The following is a 15,692-nucleotide window of genomic DNA, read 5'->3' on the forward strand; positions in this document are numbered from 1 at the left end:
CGCCGGGCTCGTGGGGGGCGGCGGCGCGCGCCGGGTGCTCACGCCGGAGGCTGTTCCCCGCCGCTCAGGATCTCGACGTACCCCTCGCTCCCGTGGACGCGGATCCGCTGGCCGTCCCGGATCAGGCGGGTGGCCCCCTCCACGCCCACGACGGCCGGCAGACCGTACTCCCGGGCGATCACCGCGCCATGGGTCATCAGGCCGCCCACCTCCGTCACCAGGCCCGCGATGCCGACGAACAGCGGCGACCAGCTGGGGTCCGTGAAGGCGGTGACCAGGATGTCGCCCGCCTCCAGATCGGCGTCGGCCATGTCGAGGACGACCCGGGCCCGTCCCTCGACGGTCCCGGCGGACACCGCCAGACCGGTCAGGGCGCCGTCCGGCACGTCGTCGCGGCGGTGGGCCCCGCTCACGGCCTCGCCCTCGGACGTCAGCACCCGCGGCGGGGTGAGCGCCTCATAGGAGCGGAACTCCTCCTTGCGCCGCCGCACGAGGCCGTCGTCCACCCGCCGCGAGCGCACGGCGTCGTGGAACTCCTGGAAGGTCAGGTAGAAGACGTCCTCCGCCTCGGTCAGCACGCCGTCCCGCACCAGGCCCTCGGCCTCGCCCATCAGCGCCTGCTTGTAGACGAAATAGCGGCTGATGATGCCGTACTTGGGGTACTCCCGGTACCCGATGAACGTGCGGAGCCGGTCGATCGTCCGTTTGGCCTCGGCCGCCTTCGACTCCCCGTCCGGCAGGGCCCGCAGGCGGGACAGCACCTCCTGCTCCTTCTGCCGCGCCTTCTTCCGCCCGCGCTCGAAGCGCTGCTCGGCCGCGCCCGGCCCGAAGTTGCGGACGTGGTCGAGGATGACGGGCAGGAGCGTGGTGGGGCGCTCGCTCCACCGCGGCCGGGTGATGTCGATCTCGCCGACGCAGCGCATGCCGTAGCGGTCGAGATAGGCCCCGATGGCCTCGCGCGCCTCGGTCCCGCCCTCGAACTCGCCCAGCTCGTCGAGGAAGTCGTCGTTCTTGACGCCCTGGAGGAACGCGACCACGTCCTTGTGCGGGCGGATGGCGTCCGCGACGTCGAGCAGGTCGAGCCCCATCTCCGAGGTGATGTTGCCGGGCGCGGACAGCGTGAGCGTGTCGGCCGCGTTCTTCTCGCCGAGCCATTCCTGCAAGGTGTCGTTCAGCCACCAGGTGGCCTCCATGCCGGCCATGATCGCCTGCATGCTCCGCCGGTCGCCGAGTGCCCGCTTGTGTTCCTGGAAGGCCTCCAGCAGGAAGTCGAACAGCGCCGGTCCCGTCTTCGTCCGGATGGCGCGCTTCAGGGCGGCGACGTCCGCCCGGTTGCGCTCGACGAGTTCGGTGACGACGGCCGGATCGGTCGCGATCGGCGCGGGCGCGCCACCGGGCGGCGGTCCGACGGGGCCCGTGTCGGGGAGCGAGGGGACGAAGCCGTCGCGGTCCAGGATCGTCTCCAGCGCGTCCCTGATCACCGGATCGCCCCTGCCGACGAGATCGAGGAGCGCTGCACGGCTCGCGGGCGAGGCGAGCCGCGCGGTGGCGTCGACGAACAGCCTTCCGCCGGCCTCGTGCATCGGCGTCATGGCCGTCAGCTGCCACACCGACAGCCCCAGGGGCTTCATCGGGTCGGTCATCATCTGCTGGTGTCCGACGGAGATGTAGACGTGGTTGTCCTCGTCGTCCCGCTCGGGGACGGGGAAGAGCGTCGTGACCGGTCGGCTCTGCACGATGCGGAAGCCGTCGTCCACCAGGCACCACTCGATGTCCTGCGGCCGGCCGAAGTGCTCCTCGATCCGCCGCCCGAGCCGCACCAGCCGTACGACCTGCGCATCCGTGAGCGCCGGCTCCTGCTGCCGCGCCGCGTCGACCGCCACGTCGCGGGTGCCGCCGCCCGGCAGGGCCCGCACGGCACGCTGCTTGACGGCGATCGCCCTGTCGACGATCTCGCCGTCACGCACCTTGTAGACGTCGGGGTTCACCAGACCGGAGACCAGGGCCTCGCCGAGGCCGAAGCCGGCGTCCACGGTGGCGACCTTCCGGTTGCCCGAGACGGGGTCGGCGGTGAACAGGATGCCGGACGCCTCGGGAACGACCATCCGCTGCACGACGACGGCCATGTGGACCGCGCGGTGGTCGATGCCGTTGCGCTGACGGTAGGTCACCGCCCGTTCGGTGAACAGCGAGGCCCAGCACCTCCTGACGTGCTGGAGGACCGCCGCCGGCCCCATGACGTTCAGGTACGTGTCCTGCTGGCCGGCGAAGGAGGCCGTCGGCAGGTCCTCCGCCGTCGCGCTGGAGCGCACGGCGTAGGCGGCCTGTTCACCGAAGCGGGCGAGCGCGCCGGTGATCTCCGCCGCGATGTCGCCGGGGACGGCGGTCTCCTCGATGGTCCGGCGGAGCTGTGCGCTGAGCGTGCGGACCGCCTCCCGGTCGTCGGATTCCAGGCACGCCAGCCCCTCGAGCTGTTCGTCGATCGACGGCGCCTCGGCCCTGAGCCTTCGGAAGGCGTCCGTCGTCACGCAGAAACCGTCCGGCACCCGCACGCCGTCGATCCGCGACAGCGCGCCCAGATGCGCGCCCTTGCCGCCGACGTCCGCGATCCGGCCGACGTCGACGTCCTCGAGGTCCAGCACGTACGGCCCGTTCACCGCGACACCTCCGACGCGTCCGTGCCGCCCCGTCCCGCGGCGCCGCCCGGTCGCCTCACCGGCGCGTCCCCGAGCGCCCGCCCTCCCGCGGTCGGTCCCCCCGCCGGTTCGACGTCACCGCGTCCCCCGTACGTCGACAACAACACAAGCACGTCACGCCCTCATTTCCGCAGGTGGTGGCCTCGGCCGACGATTCTGCGCCCCGACCCGGGCCTTGCGGCAAGCCCCCTGGCGCGCTATAACTTGGGAGAGGCAAGGAGAGGTTTCTCCTTGCCTTCGCTGGTTTCGGGTCGTTCTCGGGCTGCTCCGCGCCGGGTGCCGCGCCCCGTCGAAGGGCGTGGCCCGGGGCCGCGAGCGGGATCATCCGGGCAGGTCGAAGACCCCGTTGCCGAGCGCCGCCCGGATCCGGGCGATGCCCTCCACACCCAGCCGACGCCCGTCGGGGAACCGGTCGTCCCGGTCCCAGCGCCACGTGGTGACCATCGTCGTGACGAGGACCCGGCATGCGCGCAGCAGGTGTTCGTCGACCCCCGGAACATGCCGGTCGACCGCCTCCGGGGTGTGGGCGAGGTCGAACTCGACCGGCCCACGGCAGCACGTCTCGAAGTCGACGAACACCACTCCGTGGGCCGTGGCGAGCACGTTGCCCGGGTGCGGCTCGCCGTGCAGCAGTTGTTCGGCGCCGCCGTGACCCTCGACGACGCGTCGCAGACTCCGCAGGGCGCCGTCGAGCAACTCGCGGTCGGGGGCGGAGAGTTCCGGGGTGCGGCCGGGGTCGGCGACGAGTCGCTGGGCCTCCTCGACGCGATCGGTGAAGTGCGGCGCCGGGACGTCGATCCGGCGCATACCCGCGTGCAGCCGCTCGAGCGCGCGGGCGTAGTCGGGTGGTGACACCTTTCGCGAGGCCACGGGTTGGTGGAAGGTCCACAGCGTGACGACGAAGCCGTCGCGTTCGTGGACACGTGGCTCCACCCGGGGGTCGAGCAGGGCCACCGGGCACCCGGACGCGGCGAGCCGCCGAGCGAGGTCGACCTCGAACCGGGCGACCTGGTGCGCGACGGGAGCCACCCGGGCCACGACGTCACAGGGCAGCAGACGCACGGTGAGCTTGTTCGAGTCATGAAGCACCGTCACGTGGTCGGCCGCCAGGCCGAGCGCCGCGGCGATCGCACGCGCCGCGGCCACCGCGCGCACCCTCTCCTGCGCCAGCATCGTCGCAAGTCCCCTTTCCGGACGCGGTCCCGACGCGGGACGCCGACGACGCCGGCCGGGTTTCCCGGTCCACCCGTCACATGATGTCGGCCGACGGATCGTCCCCGTCGCCGAACTCGCTGGATCGTCGGTCGCGTCCCGTCCTACGGTGGCGCCATGAGCGATCACCCGGAAGCGCCTGTCGCACCCGTCGAGGCCTTTGAACCGCCCTACTACGTGGCGGTCTTCACCACCGTGCGAACCGACGAGCAGAGCGGCTACCGCGAGACCAACGCCCGCATGGAGGACCTGGTGAAGGACGTCCCCGGGTTCCTCGGGACGGACCACGCGCAGACCCCCGGCGGGCTGGGCATCACCGTCGGCTACTTCCGCGACGCGGACGCCCTCGCCCAGTGGCGGAGCGACGCCGAGCACCGCGCGGCCCAGGAACGCGGGCGGGCCGACTGGTACCGGAGCTACACCCTGCACGTGGCGAAGGTGGAGCGCAGTCACGGCTTCGTGCGGGGAGACACCGGACAGAGCCCGTCGGCGGGCTGACCGGCCCGCGCGGCAAGGCCACCCGGCCGTGCCGCCCGCGCGCTCCTCTCAGGGGCGGGTGACGGAGACCCCGCCGATCAGGCCCCAGGCGTCGACGCGGACCGTGGGGCCGCCCGGCCGGCTCGGGCCGTCGTCGCGCACTCCGCCCAGACGCAGCCCGTGCACCTCCACCCGCACGTCGTCGCGGACCTTGAGGCTGACACCGCCGATCAGGCTCAGCTTGGTGATGCGCAGCTCGGCGCCGTCGGGGATGTCGACGTCCGTCAGGTCGACGTCGGCGCCGCCGATGAGGGAGGCGGTGACCGTCCGCTCGTGGAGCGTGGCGCCCTCCAGGCGGTGACCGCCGATCAGGCTCACCTTCACATCGGTCTTCCCGGGCTTCTCGCTGCTGTTCTTCGTCATGGGAAGTACCTTACGGGCGGGGGTACTTGAGCTTCAGTGGCGTACGTCCAGCGTTGCGCATGACAAGTGTCATGCCGGGCGCCGGGCGCCGGGCTCCCGGCGTGCCGGTCCGCCCGCGGATCGGGGTCACGCCCGGCCCGTGCCGTAGAAGCGCACGTAGTCGACCGTCATCGTCGCGGCGGACGGCGTGGAGGCGTCGGGCGGGCCGGGCCAGTCGCCTCCGACGGCGACGTTGAGCAGCAGGTGCATGTCCTGTTCGAAGACCCAGTCGCGCGGTGCGGGCAGTTTCGAGGGCGTCAGGGTGAAGTAGGGCTTTCCGTCCACGGACCAGGTGACCCGCCGCGGCTGCTTGTCCACGGCGTACGTGTGGAAGGTCTGCGACGCGTCGGCCGGAAGGGTGAGGGAGCCGCCGATGCCGTTCTCGTTGAAGTAGGTCGGCCCGTGCGCGGTGCCGTAGACCGTTCGCGGTTCTCCGCCGACCACCTCGCAGATGTCCAGCTCACCCTGGGCGGGCCACTCGGCCCCGTTGTCGCCGAGCATCCAGATCGCCGGCAGCAGGCCCGTGCCGGTGGGGAGCTTCGCGCGGATCTCGGCGCGTCCATGGGTCAGGGCCGCTTTCCCCTCGGTGGTCAGCCGGGCCGACGTCCAGGGACAGAACTGCCGCGTGTAGCAAGGCAGTCGGGATCCTGCGGGAGCAGGCCGCGCGGAGATCAGGAGATGCCCCTCGCCGTCGAGGGAGGAGTTGGCCGACTCGTCCGTGTAGTACTGGAGTTCGTCGTTGCCCCAGCCCTCGGCGTCCCGGTTCCCCGTCTCCGTGTTCCAGGAGGCCGCCGACGGGCGAGTGCCCGCCCCGCCGTCGAACTCCGCCCGCCAGAAGGGCTCGTCCGCGGCCGACGGCGAGGGCGCGTCCTCGTCGTCGGAGCCGCACCCGCACAGCAGGACGGTCAGCGCCAGCAGCAGGGCCCAGGCGGTACGTCGTCTCATGTGCGCTGCTCCCGGAGGTCGTGCCGGCCCGGAGGCCGTGGCCCGAAGACGATAGCCGAGCAAACGGTGCGCCACCCGCCCGGGCCATGCCATTCGCAGCCCTGCCCGGCCGTGCCCGGCGATTCACCCCCGTCGGGGCGATGAGTCCGCCGGCCGCCCGGAGTCTCCCCTTCGACGCCCCCGTCCGGCGGGGGCTCGGGGCAGGCAGGCCCCCTGCCGTGGAGGAGAGGCGGAGAGCGCGATGAACAATCCGATCCGGCTGTACATGTCGATGTCGCTCGACGGCTTCGTGGCCGGTCCGGACGACCGCCCGGGCCAGGAGCTCGGGCGCGCCGGAGGACGCCTCTTCAACTGGCTCGACGACCGTGATTCCGACGGCCCCAGCGGGCAGGTCCACCGCGAGGCGCTGGCGACCGGCGCGGTGATTTCCGGCCGTCGGACCTTCGAGCTCGCCGGGCGCTGGCAGGGCGACCACCACGACGGTGTGCCGATCTTCGTCCTCACCCACCAGGTGGACGACGGCGACGTGCCGCCCGGCCACGCGCGGTTCGTCACCGACGTCGACGCCTGCGCCCGTGCGGCCCGCGCGGCCGCCGGTGACCGGCCGGTCATGGTCCACGGGGCGGGCGCGGCCCAAGCGCTCCTGCGAGCCGGGCACCTCGACGAGATGGAGATCCACCTGGTCCAGGTCCTCCTGGGGGAGGGCCGACGACTCTTCGCCCACCTGGGCAGCGACCACATCGAGCTCGACCTCGTCCGGCGGCTCGACGACCGGGACGTCACGCACCTGCGCTACCGGGTGCGTCGCACCGAGGAGGCCGCGTGAAGACGCTGTTCGTGTCCTACCGGGTCACCGACCTGGACCGCTCGCTCGCCTTCTACACCGCGCTGGGCTACGTCGAAGTGGGCAGGGTCCAGGGCGGCGAGGCGGGTCACCTCGTGATCCTCGGGTTCCCCGACGAGCCGGCGGCCTCGCTCGAACTGGTCCACCGCCCCTCCGCCGGACGCGTCGACGTGGGCACCGGCTTCGACCACCTCGCGATCCAGGTGGACACGCTGGCCGCCACCCTGGAGCGGCTGGCCGGGGCCGGTCTGGAACCGGGACCCGTCGCGTACCCGGGCGGCCCCCGCGGCCCCAAGACGTCGTGGCTCACCGACCCGGACGGCTACCGGATCGAGCTGGTGCAGTGGCCGCCCGGACACCCCGACGGCATCACCGACGCGGACTTCTCCTGACCGCTTCCGCCGTCGCCGCACGTGATCGAGGGAACCCGGGGCCGCGCACAGCGCTCTCACCGTGTGAAGGGGGAGCCTCGGATGAAGAAGACCATGATGCGGCGGGCGTCGGCGGCGCTGCTGCTCGCCTGCTGCTGTCTGCCGCTCACCGCCTGCGGCACGGAACACCCGGGGGCCCGGGCGGGGGCCGGGGCGGGACAGGGATCGTCCACGACGGACGGGACCAGCGACGACGACCAGGGATCCCTGCCCGACACCACGACCGACGACCAGGGCACACTCCCCGACACCACGACCGACGACCAGGGGACCCTCCCGGACACCACCTCCGACGATCAGGGCACTCTCCCGGACACCACCACGGACGATCAGGGGAGCGAGCCGGCGAACGGTCCGCACCGCTGGTTCCCCATGCTCCGCGAATTCCGCGCCTACCTCGCCACGGACGCCTCGGCGGCGGATTCCGCCATCGCCTCCCACGTGACGAGCGTCCGTGTCCGTGTGCCCGCGGGCGGCGCCCGCAGCGAGGCCGTCGTGCGGGTCGACTACGGCGTGGGCGAGGAGGAACGGGCCGACCGCGCCGCCGCCGTGTTCGCCCACTGGCGCGAAGCCGTCTACGGCGACCACGGCCACGTCGAGGTACTCGGCCCGGCCAAGACCACCGCCGAGAAGAACTGGTGACGGCCGTCGCGAGGCAGGGTCAGCGGGTTCTCCCGCTTCCGCGGCGAAGCACGATGAAGACCAGAAGGCCCGCGCAGAGGAGAACGACGCCGCCGGCGAGGAACGGGACCGGAGCGTACTCGTCGGTGCACGACTGTCCGTCGGCGGTCGTGCGGCAGACGTTCCCCGGACCGTCCCGGTTGAGGTGGGCGAGGTAGAAGAGGGGCACGGCGAGACCGGCCGACAGCCCCGCGACCGCGTTCCCCGGGCCCTTCCGCAGCAGGAGACCCGCCGCGACCGCGGCCGGCGGCAACAGGACGACGCCGACCGACAGCAGCGCGGCGACTCCGGTCCCGGCGCACGCCCCCACCGCGAGCCAGGCCAGGAACCAGCCCCAGGCCCCGCCGCCTCGACCGGGCTCCCCGCCGGCCTCACGACCTTCCATGCCCACCCCCTCGCCCCCGCGGCACGATGTCGGACGTCGACGACGACGGCGACTCCCAGCATGGCAGAACACCTGCGAGCAGACGACGGTCCGGAACAGGGCGCCCTCGGGACCCGGCCCCCTGCCGGAGGCGGAAATCGGGTTGCGCGTCCGCGTCCGGCCCGTCAGCGTCGCCGGAGAAACCACGAAGGCGGAGAAGATGACCACGCAGACCCACCCGATCGACCACGAACTCGTCCAGGCCGCGGCGCACGTCGCCCGCACCCGCTGCCGGGGCGACAACCACACCATGGCCGCCGCGGCCCGCGCCCGGGACGGCCGGATCGTCACCGCGGTGAACGCCTACCACTTCACGGGAGGTCCCTGCGCCGAGCTGGTCCTCGTCGGCGCCGCTGCCGCGCAGGGGATCTACGAACTGGACACGATCGTCGCCGTGGGCGACCGCGACCGGGGCGTGGTGCCCCCCTGCGGCCGGTGCCGTCAGGTCCTCCTCGACTACTTTCCCGCCGTCAAGGTCATCGTCGGCGACCAGGACGGCGTCCGCACCGCGCTCATCTCCGAACTGCTGCCCGCGGGTTACGTCTGGGCCGACCACCAGCTCGACGTCGAATAGCGCCGAGCAGAACCGGGCAGCGCCGAGTAGGACCGGGCAGCGCCGGGAGGATCCGAGAGGGCAGGGGCAGGGGTCGGGGTTCACACGGCCATGGCTTCCTGAAGCCAGCGGGAGACCCGGTAGGGCAGCCACCACGCCAGCTCGCCGACGCGCAGGACGAGGTGCTCGGCCGTGAACTCCTCGAGCACGTCGGCCGGCACGTCGGTGTGGTGGGCGCCCGTGAGCAGCAGGTCGACGGCTTCGCGGTAGCGGGGTTCCTCGGCGGTGAAGCGACGCAGGTCGCCCCAGCGGCGGTCGCGGATCTGGAGGAAGCCCGGCCCCTGACGCCAGACCAGTTTGCACAGGTAGTGCCGGGTCCGCCAGGCGTGCAGCGCCTCCTCGGCGCCGTCGAGACCGGTGACGGTGCGGGGCGGTTGCAGGTGGGACAGCACCTTCCACTGGTGGGCGGACTCCCCGGGAGACAGTCGGAGGTCCCAGTCGACGGAGACGGCGCGCGCGGTGAGGTCGCGCACCAGGCACAGCCGCTCGACGACCCGCCGGTGCGACGCGGGATCGTCGTTGGACAGGTCGACGACGGTGTCCAGTTCGGCATGGCGTACGCCCAGGTCCCACAGCCGGTCGACCTGCCGGGGCTGCGAGGTCACCGGGAGGGTTCCCAGCGACATGCCCGGCAGGTCACGGGCCTGCGGATCGAGGTCGCGCCACGCTCGGACGGTGACATGCGGTGCGGTGGCTGTCATGTGCGGTCCTTCGTCGGGGTCGCGAAGCCGGGCGGCCGTGCGGCCGGAGCCCGGCCGGAGGACGGGGGCGGGGCGGGGGAGGGGAAGCGGTGCTCAGGACGGTACGGGCGCCGGCTCGGCCGTGGCGCCGGCGTCGACGGCGCCGGTGGCTGCGACGGCGGCGTCGGCCTCATCGCGGGTGTGGGCGTGGCGCATGTAGTCCAGTCGCAGCAGGTCCTGGTTCACGGCGGCGGGGGCGATGTGCACGTACTGGCCCGCGTCCGTGAACACGATGCCGTGCGCGACCCACTCCTTCAGCAGCGCCTCCACCTCGTGCGGCGTGCACGGCGCCCCGTCGGCGGAGGCTGCGGCCGAGGTCAGCTTGCGGTGCAGGGCGACGACGGTGTGCGGCTGGTCCAGGAGGCGGAAGAGCGCGGTCTCCAGCGGGTCGGTGAGTTGCAGGGTCCGCCAGCCGAACGACGGCCTCCTGCTCACCAGCACGATCCGCTCGCCCAGGTCGGTATGGGTGAGGCGGGCGTCGGCGTGGTGCTTCTTCCAGGCGGCGATGCCGTCGTTGAGGAGGGTCACCGTGGGCTCGGTGATACCGCGCTCCGGCGCCTGGAACACGTAGGCCAGGTCGTGCAGTTCCGACTCGGGCAGGTCGTAGGTGAACAGGTAGTGCTCCTCCGGCCGTAGTCCGGTGAAGCCCAGTTCGGGGCGTTTGAAGTACGGGCTGAAGCGTTCGATGGCGATGCGGGCGGACAGGTCGACCGGCGGGTTGAGGTGTTCCAGGGCCGGGAGTTGCCGGATGACGGGTTCGTAGTCCTCCGCGGTCTCGCCGGGAAAGCCGTGCAGGTAGTTCCACGACACCGACAGCCCGGTCTCCGCCGCGTCGCGCAGCATGCGCACGTTCTGGCAGCCGCTGACCCCCTTGTCCATCAGGTCGAGCACCCGGCTGTTGAGGCTCTCGATGCCCGGCTGGACGTAGATGAGCCCGGCGTCGGCCAGGACCTGGAGCTGGGGGCGCCGCATGTTCGCCTTGATCTCGATGTGCATGCGCAGGTCGTAGCCGCTGTCGATGATGCGGGGCAGCACGGTGGACAGGTAGCGCATGTCGAGGATGTTGTCGACGACGTACATGTCCAGCACGCGGTGCCGCTCCGCCAGGTCCATGATCTCCTGGTAGAACACGTCCGGGCTCTTGCTGCGGAACTGCATGAAGGAGCCGTTCAGGCCGCAGAAGGTGCAGTGGTGCTTCTCGCCCCACCAGCAGCCGCGCGCGCCCTCGACGACCAGCTTCGGCTCCACCCAGTTGCGCGCCACGGACGCCGCGAGACGTTCGAAGTAGCCGCTGTAGTCGGGCGGCAGGATCGCCGCGGGGGGCAACGGCCCGGTGGGCATGGGGTTGGCGGTGTGCTCCGACCGGGACGTGCGGTGACACAGGCCCGGGATCGAGGCCGCGGCGGCCGGGTCGTCGTCGCGCAGGGCGTTCAGCAGCCGGGGGAAGGCGTCCTCGCCCTCGCCGCGCACCACGTAGTCCACGAACGGGAAGTTGCGGTGGACGGCGGCGCCCTGCTCGGCGTCGCAGTTGGCCCCGCCCATGACGGTGACGACGTGCGGGGCGAGGTGCTTGATCCGGCGGGCCGCGGCCAGGGCGGCCGTGTTCTGCTGGAAGGTGGAGGTGAACCCGACCACGTCGGGCTCCAGGTCCACGACGCGCTGGGCGATCTCCGCGACGAACTCCGGCACGACGCGGTGCAGTTCCCGGGTCATGCGCATCCGGGACCGGCGCAGCTTGGGCGTCATGGCCTCGACGAACTCCGAGTCCCGCCACTCCGGGTCGTCGTAGAGCGCCGAGGAGAACACCCAGTCCCCGCAGCCGAGGAAGTAGGAGGACAGGGCGTAGTAGTCGTAGTCCTCGGCCGTGAACTCGGTGCGACCGGTGATCCAGTCGGTGAACTCCAGATTGGCGTGCAGCACCTCGCACGTGGCGTCCGGGACGTGTTCGTCGACGCTGCGTTTCAGGATGCCGAGCGCCAGTGAGGGCAGGTCCATCGGGGACCAGGGCATGTTGACGAGAAGAACGCGCACGGTGGGCTCCTCGGAGCGCGGGCGGCTGGCGGGACGGGAGGCGGGACGGGCGCCGGGGAATCACGGGACGCGCGAAGCGCCCGGCGGGGAGCCCGGCCGGCCCGGCCCGGGTCGGACCGGGCCGGCCGGGCCGTGGGTCACTCCTCGTCGTCGCTCTCGGCGGCGTTGCGGAACGGGATCGTGATGGTGATGCCGATGCCCGGCTTCCGGTTCTCCTCGTCGCCCTCGAGCGGGTCGTTGTGGATGATGTCCTTCTGCATGGTCGTCCTCCTTCTCGGGTTCATGGCGTGTTCTTCGGGCGGGTGGTGCTGTGCACGACCCGGTCCCGCTGTGTGCATCAGCGGGACCGGGGTCCTCCGGACGGTGCCGGAGGACGCGAGGGGGCGTCCGCCACCGGTGGGGGCAGACGCGAGTGCAGGAAGGTCAGGGAGCGGCGCAGCACCGCGACGTGCGCGGCGCCGTCGTAGCCGTCGTGTCCGGTGTCGAGCCACAGCTCCTCGTGCGCCACGCCCGCGGCGGTCAGCGCGGCGGCGTAGCTGCGGATCTGCTCGGGCGGGCACTTCACGTCCCGCTCCGCGCCGACGAGCAGCAGCGGCGCCCGGACCTGCGCCGCGAAGGTGAGCGGGGAGCTGCGGGAGTACCGGTCCGGCACCTCTTCCGGCGTGCCCCCGAACCAGCGGACGTCCAGGGCGCGCAGGGCCGGCGTGGTCAGCCGGTGGGCGCTCACCCAGTCGGCGACGGGCTTCACCGCGATGCCCGCCTGCCAGGTCCGCGGGCGGGCGCCGAGCGCCAGGAGCACCAGGTACGCCCCCCAGGACACCCCCCACAGGGCGGTCGCCCGGTCGTCGGCGAGTCCGCGGCGGACGAGGTCGGCGCGCACGGCGGCCAGGTCGTCCACCTGGGCGTGGCCGACGTCCGTGCCGAACGCCCGCCGCCAGCGGGGGCCGTAGCCGGTCGAGCCGCGGTAGTTGACCCGCGCCACGGCGTATCCGGAGGCCACGAGCGAGTGCACGGTGGCGTCGTAGGCGTCCCGGTCGTGGTCCGCGGGTCCGCCGTGCACCAGGAACACGGTCGGCGGCGCGGCGCCGTCGGCAATCCGACCGGCGCCGGGACCGTCTCCGTTCGCCGCCTCTTCGGGCAGGCTGAGGAGGGTGTGGACGCGGCCGTGGGGCGTGGGGGTCCACAGCTCGGTGTGGTGACCGGGCACGTGGGGCAGGGGACCGGGCGCCGGGAGCGCGATCTCGTCGGTCGAGCGCAGCACGGGCGGGTGGGCGGTGTCGGTCCACAGGTAGTGCAGCCCCCCGCCGGGCCGCGCGGCCGCGTCGAGCAGGGTGCCCGCGGGGGTGGGGACGACGCGGCGGGTGCGGTCGGGCAGGGACACCCGGTGCAGCAGCGACCGGCCGTGGCGCTCCTGCCGTACGAGCACTTCATCGGTGTCGGGGTACCAGGACGCGGTGATCTCCGTGTCGAACCGGCACCAGGAGTGGGTGACCAGACCGCGGTGCGCCGTCCACGTCGCCAGCTCGTAGCCGTCCCGCAGTTCGTGCACCAGCAGCAGTTCCCGGCGGCCCGGCCGCGGCGAGAAGCCCCGGCACCAGAACCGGCCGCCGGTTCCCGTGCGGGCGTCGGGCTCTTCGTGGTCCTCGCGGGCGTCGGGCGCTTCGTGGTCGTCGGAGCCGTCGCCGAGGCCGTCCGGGCCGGGCAGGGTGGCGAGCACCCGACCCGAGGCCGCCACGACGACGACGCTCGCGTCGCCGTCGGACACCGTGGCGAGGGCGAGGAGATCGCCCTCCGGTGTGATGCCCCCCAGCCGGGCCTGCCCGGCCGTGCGGAGCACCTCGCGCGGTGTCCGGCCACGCCGTCCCACCAGCAGACTCGTGCCCCCGTGCCGGGGCGCGAGCGCCGCGGCGACCGTTCCGTCGGCCGTCACCGCGAGCCCCCTGGGCGATCCCGCGGGCGCTCCCGGCAGACCGGGCAGTCGCCAGCCGCCGTCGAACGGCTCGAACCACCAGCGCCCGCGGCCGTCGGCGTCCTCGTCGAACCACCACACGTACGCGTCGGCGTCGACGGCGTGGTGCACGGTGCCCTCGGGGCGGTCGGTGACCTGGCGCACGCTGCGGCTGGCCGCGTCCCACGTGAAGACCTCGCAGCGGCCGCCGGCGTCAGCCGTCAGCACCATGCGCCGGGCGTCGCTCGGGCACACTTCCGGCAGCGAGCCGACGAAGACCCTGAAGGCGTCACTCATGCCCGTCTCCCGTTCCGGCGGCGGACCCGGCTCGCGAGCGCAGCAGCCCCGGAGCCCTCACCTGCGTGTACACGGCCAGCGCACCGAACAGGACGGTGCACAGCAACACCGGCGTGCGGAGCGTGCCCACGGTGACCATGAGCGCGGCGAGGGCCGGGGCGCCCGCCGCGGCCAGCGCGGACACCGAGCCGACCACACCCGCCGCCCGTGACTGGAGGTCCACCGGCGTGCTCGCGATGGCGACGCTGGACAGGACGACCGTGACCAGCGGCACCAGCAGGGAGATCCCGGCGAACGCCACTCCCCAGCCGATCGCGTCGTCCGCCCACACCAGGGAGCCGCACGGCACGGGCAGCAGCCAGGCGGACAGGGTCAGCAGCCGTCCCGCACCGACCCGGCGTACCGCGGGCGCCGCGATCAGCGCTCCCAGGAGTCCGGCGGCCCCGGACGCGGCGAGCACGCCGCCGACGGCGGCTCCGTGGCCGTGGCCTTCGGAGCCCAGCCGGAACAGCGCGGTGTAGAACAGCAGCGTCAGGGTGCCCCCGGCGGTCGACGTCCAGATCAGGACGAGCCGTAGGACGGGCGAGCGGCCCACCGTCACCACGCCCGCCGTCACTGCGGCTTTCCACGCGGTCCACGCCTCGCGCCCACGAGGACCCCGATCGGCCGAAGCGCCGGGCGCGCGGGCGGGTGAGTCCCGCTCGGGCAGCGGTGTGTCGAGGGGGGTGCGGATCGACCGGACGCCGAGCGCGGCCGCCGCGTACGAGAGAGCGTCGGCCAGGAACGGCAGGGGCCGGGCGAGCTGGAAGAGGACCCCGCCGAGCACCGGACCCGCGACGAGGGCGATCTGGTCGCCCACCTGCATCCCGGCCGCCGCCCGCGGCAGTTCGTCGGCCGGGGCCAGGTGGACGAGGGCTCCGCGCGACGCGGCTTCGTGGACCACCGCGCACAGCCGCTCGGCCAGCGCCAGCGCCAGCACGACCCATAACGCGGGCCGGCCCAGGCAGGTCAGGGCCAGCACCCCCGTGCACAGGGCCGCGAGCGCCGCCGACCCCGTCATGAGACGCCGCCGCCGTCCCCGGTCGGCCGGCACCGCGACGATCGGCCCGAGGACGACGCCGCTCAGCGCCGTGGCGGTGGCCAGCGAACCAGCCGTGCCCGGGCTGTGGCCGAGTTCCAGCAGCAGCAGGGGCAGGACGAGTCCGGAGGCCTGGCTGCCGAGACCGTCGACGGCGTTCACCCACCACAGGGTCCTGAGGTCGCGAGGGGCCCGAGCGGGCGCAACGGTCCCCGGTCTCAGCCGGCGCGCGCGGTGCGACGGCTCGGCGGCGGGGTCCGCGGCACACGGTGGTACGGGACGGTCCGAAGACCGGCGAACCGGCGACCCGTCGACGTTCCCCACCCCCCGTACGCCTGGGGGCCCATGCCGCAGGGCGCGGCCGGTCCCCGTGTGCCGTGCGTAGAAAACGTGCGCGAATCGTGAAAACGAGCGGGAGCCTAGCCAGCGTGCGACTCCGGCGACAAGTACCGAACAGTGCGCCATCTCCGTCCAATAAGCCGATATGGCCGAGGATCGACTGGCCGACGTGATCCGTCCGTGGGCCCATGGCGGGCGCGCGGGACCCGGGGGGATCCGCGGCGGCTGCTCCCGGTGCGGCGCGTTTCGCTTCACAGGCGCACAGGGGCGCGGGCGCCGTGCATGCCTGCGCTCGCGGCGGGAGGGCGGTTTCCGCGGCGCGGCACGCATCGGCCTTCGGCAGTCCGGATGTAGCGGGTCCGGCCCGAGGCGCACCGTCCGAGCAACGATTGCGCAGCCGAACTCCCCGGCATGGAAGGGGCGGTGATGGGCCATCAGCCGCGTCGTGCCGAGTCCGTCGCGCCTCGCGTCGGC

At 73.1% G+C, this 15,692-nt stretch carries 15 protein-coding genes; 5 read left to right on the forward strand and 10 right to left on the reverse strand.

The genetic code is table 11. From position 1 onward, the window contains the following. Window positions 1–38 precede the first annotated feature (38 nt). Together rph and KMS84_RS02050 are read right to left on the reverse strand one after the other, a co-directional pair. Window positions 39–2,657, reverse strand: coding sequence for a rifamycin-inactivating phosphotransferase (rph, locus tag KMS84_RS02045; protein WP_256914245.1), 2,619 nt, complete (start codon window positions 2,655–2,657; stop codon window positions 39–41). Between the two features lie 360 nt (window positions 2,658–3,017). Beyond that, complete coding sequence (locus KMS84_RS02050) at window positions 3,018–3,869, reverse strand: phosphotransferase enzyme family protein (RefSeq protein ID WP_256914246.1); 852 nt, start codon at window positions 3,867–3,869, stop codon at window positions 3,018–3,020. A gap of 156 nt (window positions 3,870–4,025) precedes the next feature. Between KMS84_RS02050 and KMS84_RS02055 the strand changes: the two genes are divergently transcribed. After that, window positions 4,026–4,406, forward strand: a complete 381-nt coding sequence (locus KMS84_RS02055; protein WP_256914247.1) for an antibiotic biosynthesis monooxygenase family protein — start codon at window positions 4,026–4,028, stop codon at window positions 4,404–4,406. Window positions 4,407–4,454: 48 nt separating this feature from the next. Here KMS84_RS02055 and KMS84_RS02060 read toward each other — a convergent pair whose 3' ends face one another. Together KMS84_RS02060 and KMS84_RS02065 are read right to left on the reverse strand one after the other, a co-directional pair. After that, complete coding sequence (locus KMS84_RS02060; protein WP_256914248.1) at window positions 4,455–4,808, reverse strand: hypothetical protein; 354 nt, start codon at window positions 4,806–4,808, stop codon at window positions 4,455–4,457. A gap of 126 nt (window positions 4,809–4,934) precedes the next feature. Beyond that, the gene (locus KMS84_RS02065) at window positions 4,935–5,792 is read right to left on the reverse strand and encodes a glycoside hydrolase family 16 protein (RefSeq protein WP_256914249.1); all 858 of its coding nucleotides are present in this window, start codon (window positions 5,790–5,792) and stop codon (window positions 4,935–4,937) included. Window positions 5,793–6,033: 241 nt separating this feature from the next. Between KMS84_RS02065 and KMS84_RS02070 the strand changes: the two genes are divergently transcribed. The 3 genes from KMS84_RS02070 (at window position 6,034) to KMS84_RS02080 (ending at window position 7,709) form a co-directional block, all read left to right on the forward strand. Beyond that, a complete protein-coding gene (locus KMS84_RS02070; protein WP_256914250.1) occupies window positions 6,034–6,618 on the forward strand; it encodes a dihydrofolate reductase family protein in 585 nt (194 codons plus the stop codon). Further along, the gene (locus KMS84_RS02075) at window positions 6,615–7,028 is read left to right on the forward strand and encodes a VOC family protein (RefSeq protein ID WP_256914251.1); all 414 of its coding nucleotides are present in this window, start codon (window positions 6,615–6,617) and stop codon (window positions 7,026–7,028) included. The genes KMS84_RS02070 and KMS84_RS02075 overlap by 4 nt, the downstream gene beginning before the upstream one ends. 81 nt (window positions 7,029–7,109) lie before the next feature. Next, on the forward strand, window positions 7,110–7,709 hold the full coding sequence (locus tag KMS84_RS02080) for a hypothetical protein (RefSeq protein WP_256914252.1): 600 nt from the start codon (window positions 7,110–7,112) through the stop codon (window positions 7,707–7,709). A 19-nt stretch (window positions 7,710–7,728) separates the two neighbouring features. Here KMS84_RS02080 and KMS84_RS02085 read toward each other — a convergent pair whose 3' ends face one another. Further along, complete coding sequence (locus KMS84_RS02085; protein WP_256914253.1) at window positions 7,729–8,133, reverse strand: hypothetical protein; 405 nt, start codon at window positions 8,131–8,133, stop codon at window positions 7,729–7,731. Between the two features lie 199 nt (window positions 8,134–8,332). On the opposite strand from KMS84_RS02085, the gene KMS84_RS02090 reads away from it, so the two are divergent. Then, on the forward strand, window positions 8,333–8,746 hold the full coding sequence (locus KMS84_RS02090; protein ID WP_256914254.1) for a cytidine/deoxycytidylate deaminase family protein: 414 nt from the start codon (window positions 8,333–8,335) through the stop codon (window positions 8,744–8,746). Window positions 8,747–8,826: 80 nt separating this feature from the next. On the opposite strand, the gene KMS84_RS02095 is transcribed toward KMS84_RS02090, so the two are convergent. The 5 genes from KMS84_RS02095 to KMS84_RS02115 all read right to left on the reverse strand — a co-directional run bounded on the left by KMS84_RS02095 (window position 8,827) and on the right by KMS84_RS02115 (window position 15,653). After that, window positions 8,827–9,486, reverse strand: a complete 660-nt coding sequence (locus tag KMS84_RS02095) for a DUF5825 family protein (RefSeq protein WP_256914255.1) — start codon at window positions 9,484–9,486, stop codon at window positions 8,827–8,829. A 93-nt stretch (window positions 9,487–9,579) separates the two neighbouring features. Continuing rightward, complete coding sequence (locus KMS84_RS02100; RefSeq protein WP_256914256.1) at window positions 9,580–11,556, reverse strand: RiPP maturation radical SAM C-methyltransferase; 1,977 nt, start codon at window positions 11,554–11,556, stop codon at window positions 9,580–9,582. A 137-nt stretch (window positions 11,557–11,693) separates the two neighbouring features. After that, entirely contained in the window at window positions 11,694–11,816 is a 123-nt protein-coding gene (locus tag KMS84_RS02105) for a hypothetical protein (protein WP_256914257.1), read from the reverse strand. Window positions 11,817–11,893: 77 nt separating this feature from the next. Beyond that, the gene (locus tag KMS84_RS02110) at window positions 11,894–13,801 is read right to left on the reverse strand and encodes an alpha/beta hydrolase family protein (protein ID WP_256914258.1); all 1,908 of its coding nucleotides are present in this window, start codon (window positions 13,799–13,801) and stop codon (window positions 11,894–11,896) included. Beyond that, window positions 13,794–15,653 carry an MFS transporter gene (locus KMS84_RS02115; protein WP_306425427.1) on the reverse strand — a complete coding sequence of 620 codons (1,860 nt, stop codon included), beginning with the start codon at window positions 15,651–15,653 and terminating at the stop codon, window positions 13,794–13,796. Before KMS84_RS02115 ends, KMS84_RS02110 begins: the two co-directional genes overlap by 8 nt. Window positions 15,654–15,692: the final 39 nt, after the last annotated feature.

This window comes from Streptomyces hilarionis (assembly GCF_024539675.1).
GTDB lineage: Bacteria > Actinomycetota > Actinomycetes > Streptomycetales > Streptomycetaceae > Streptomyces > Streptomyces hilarionis.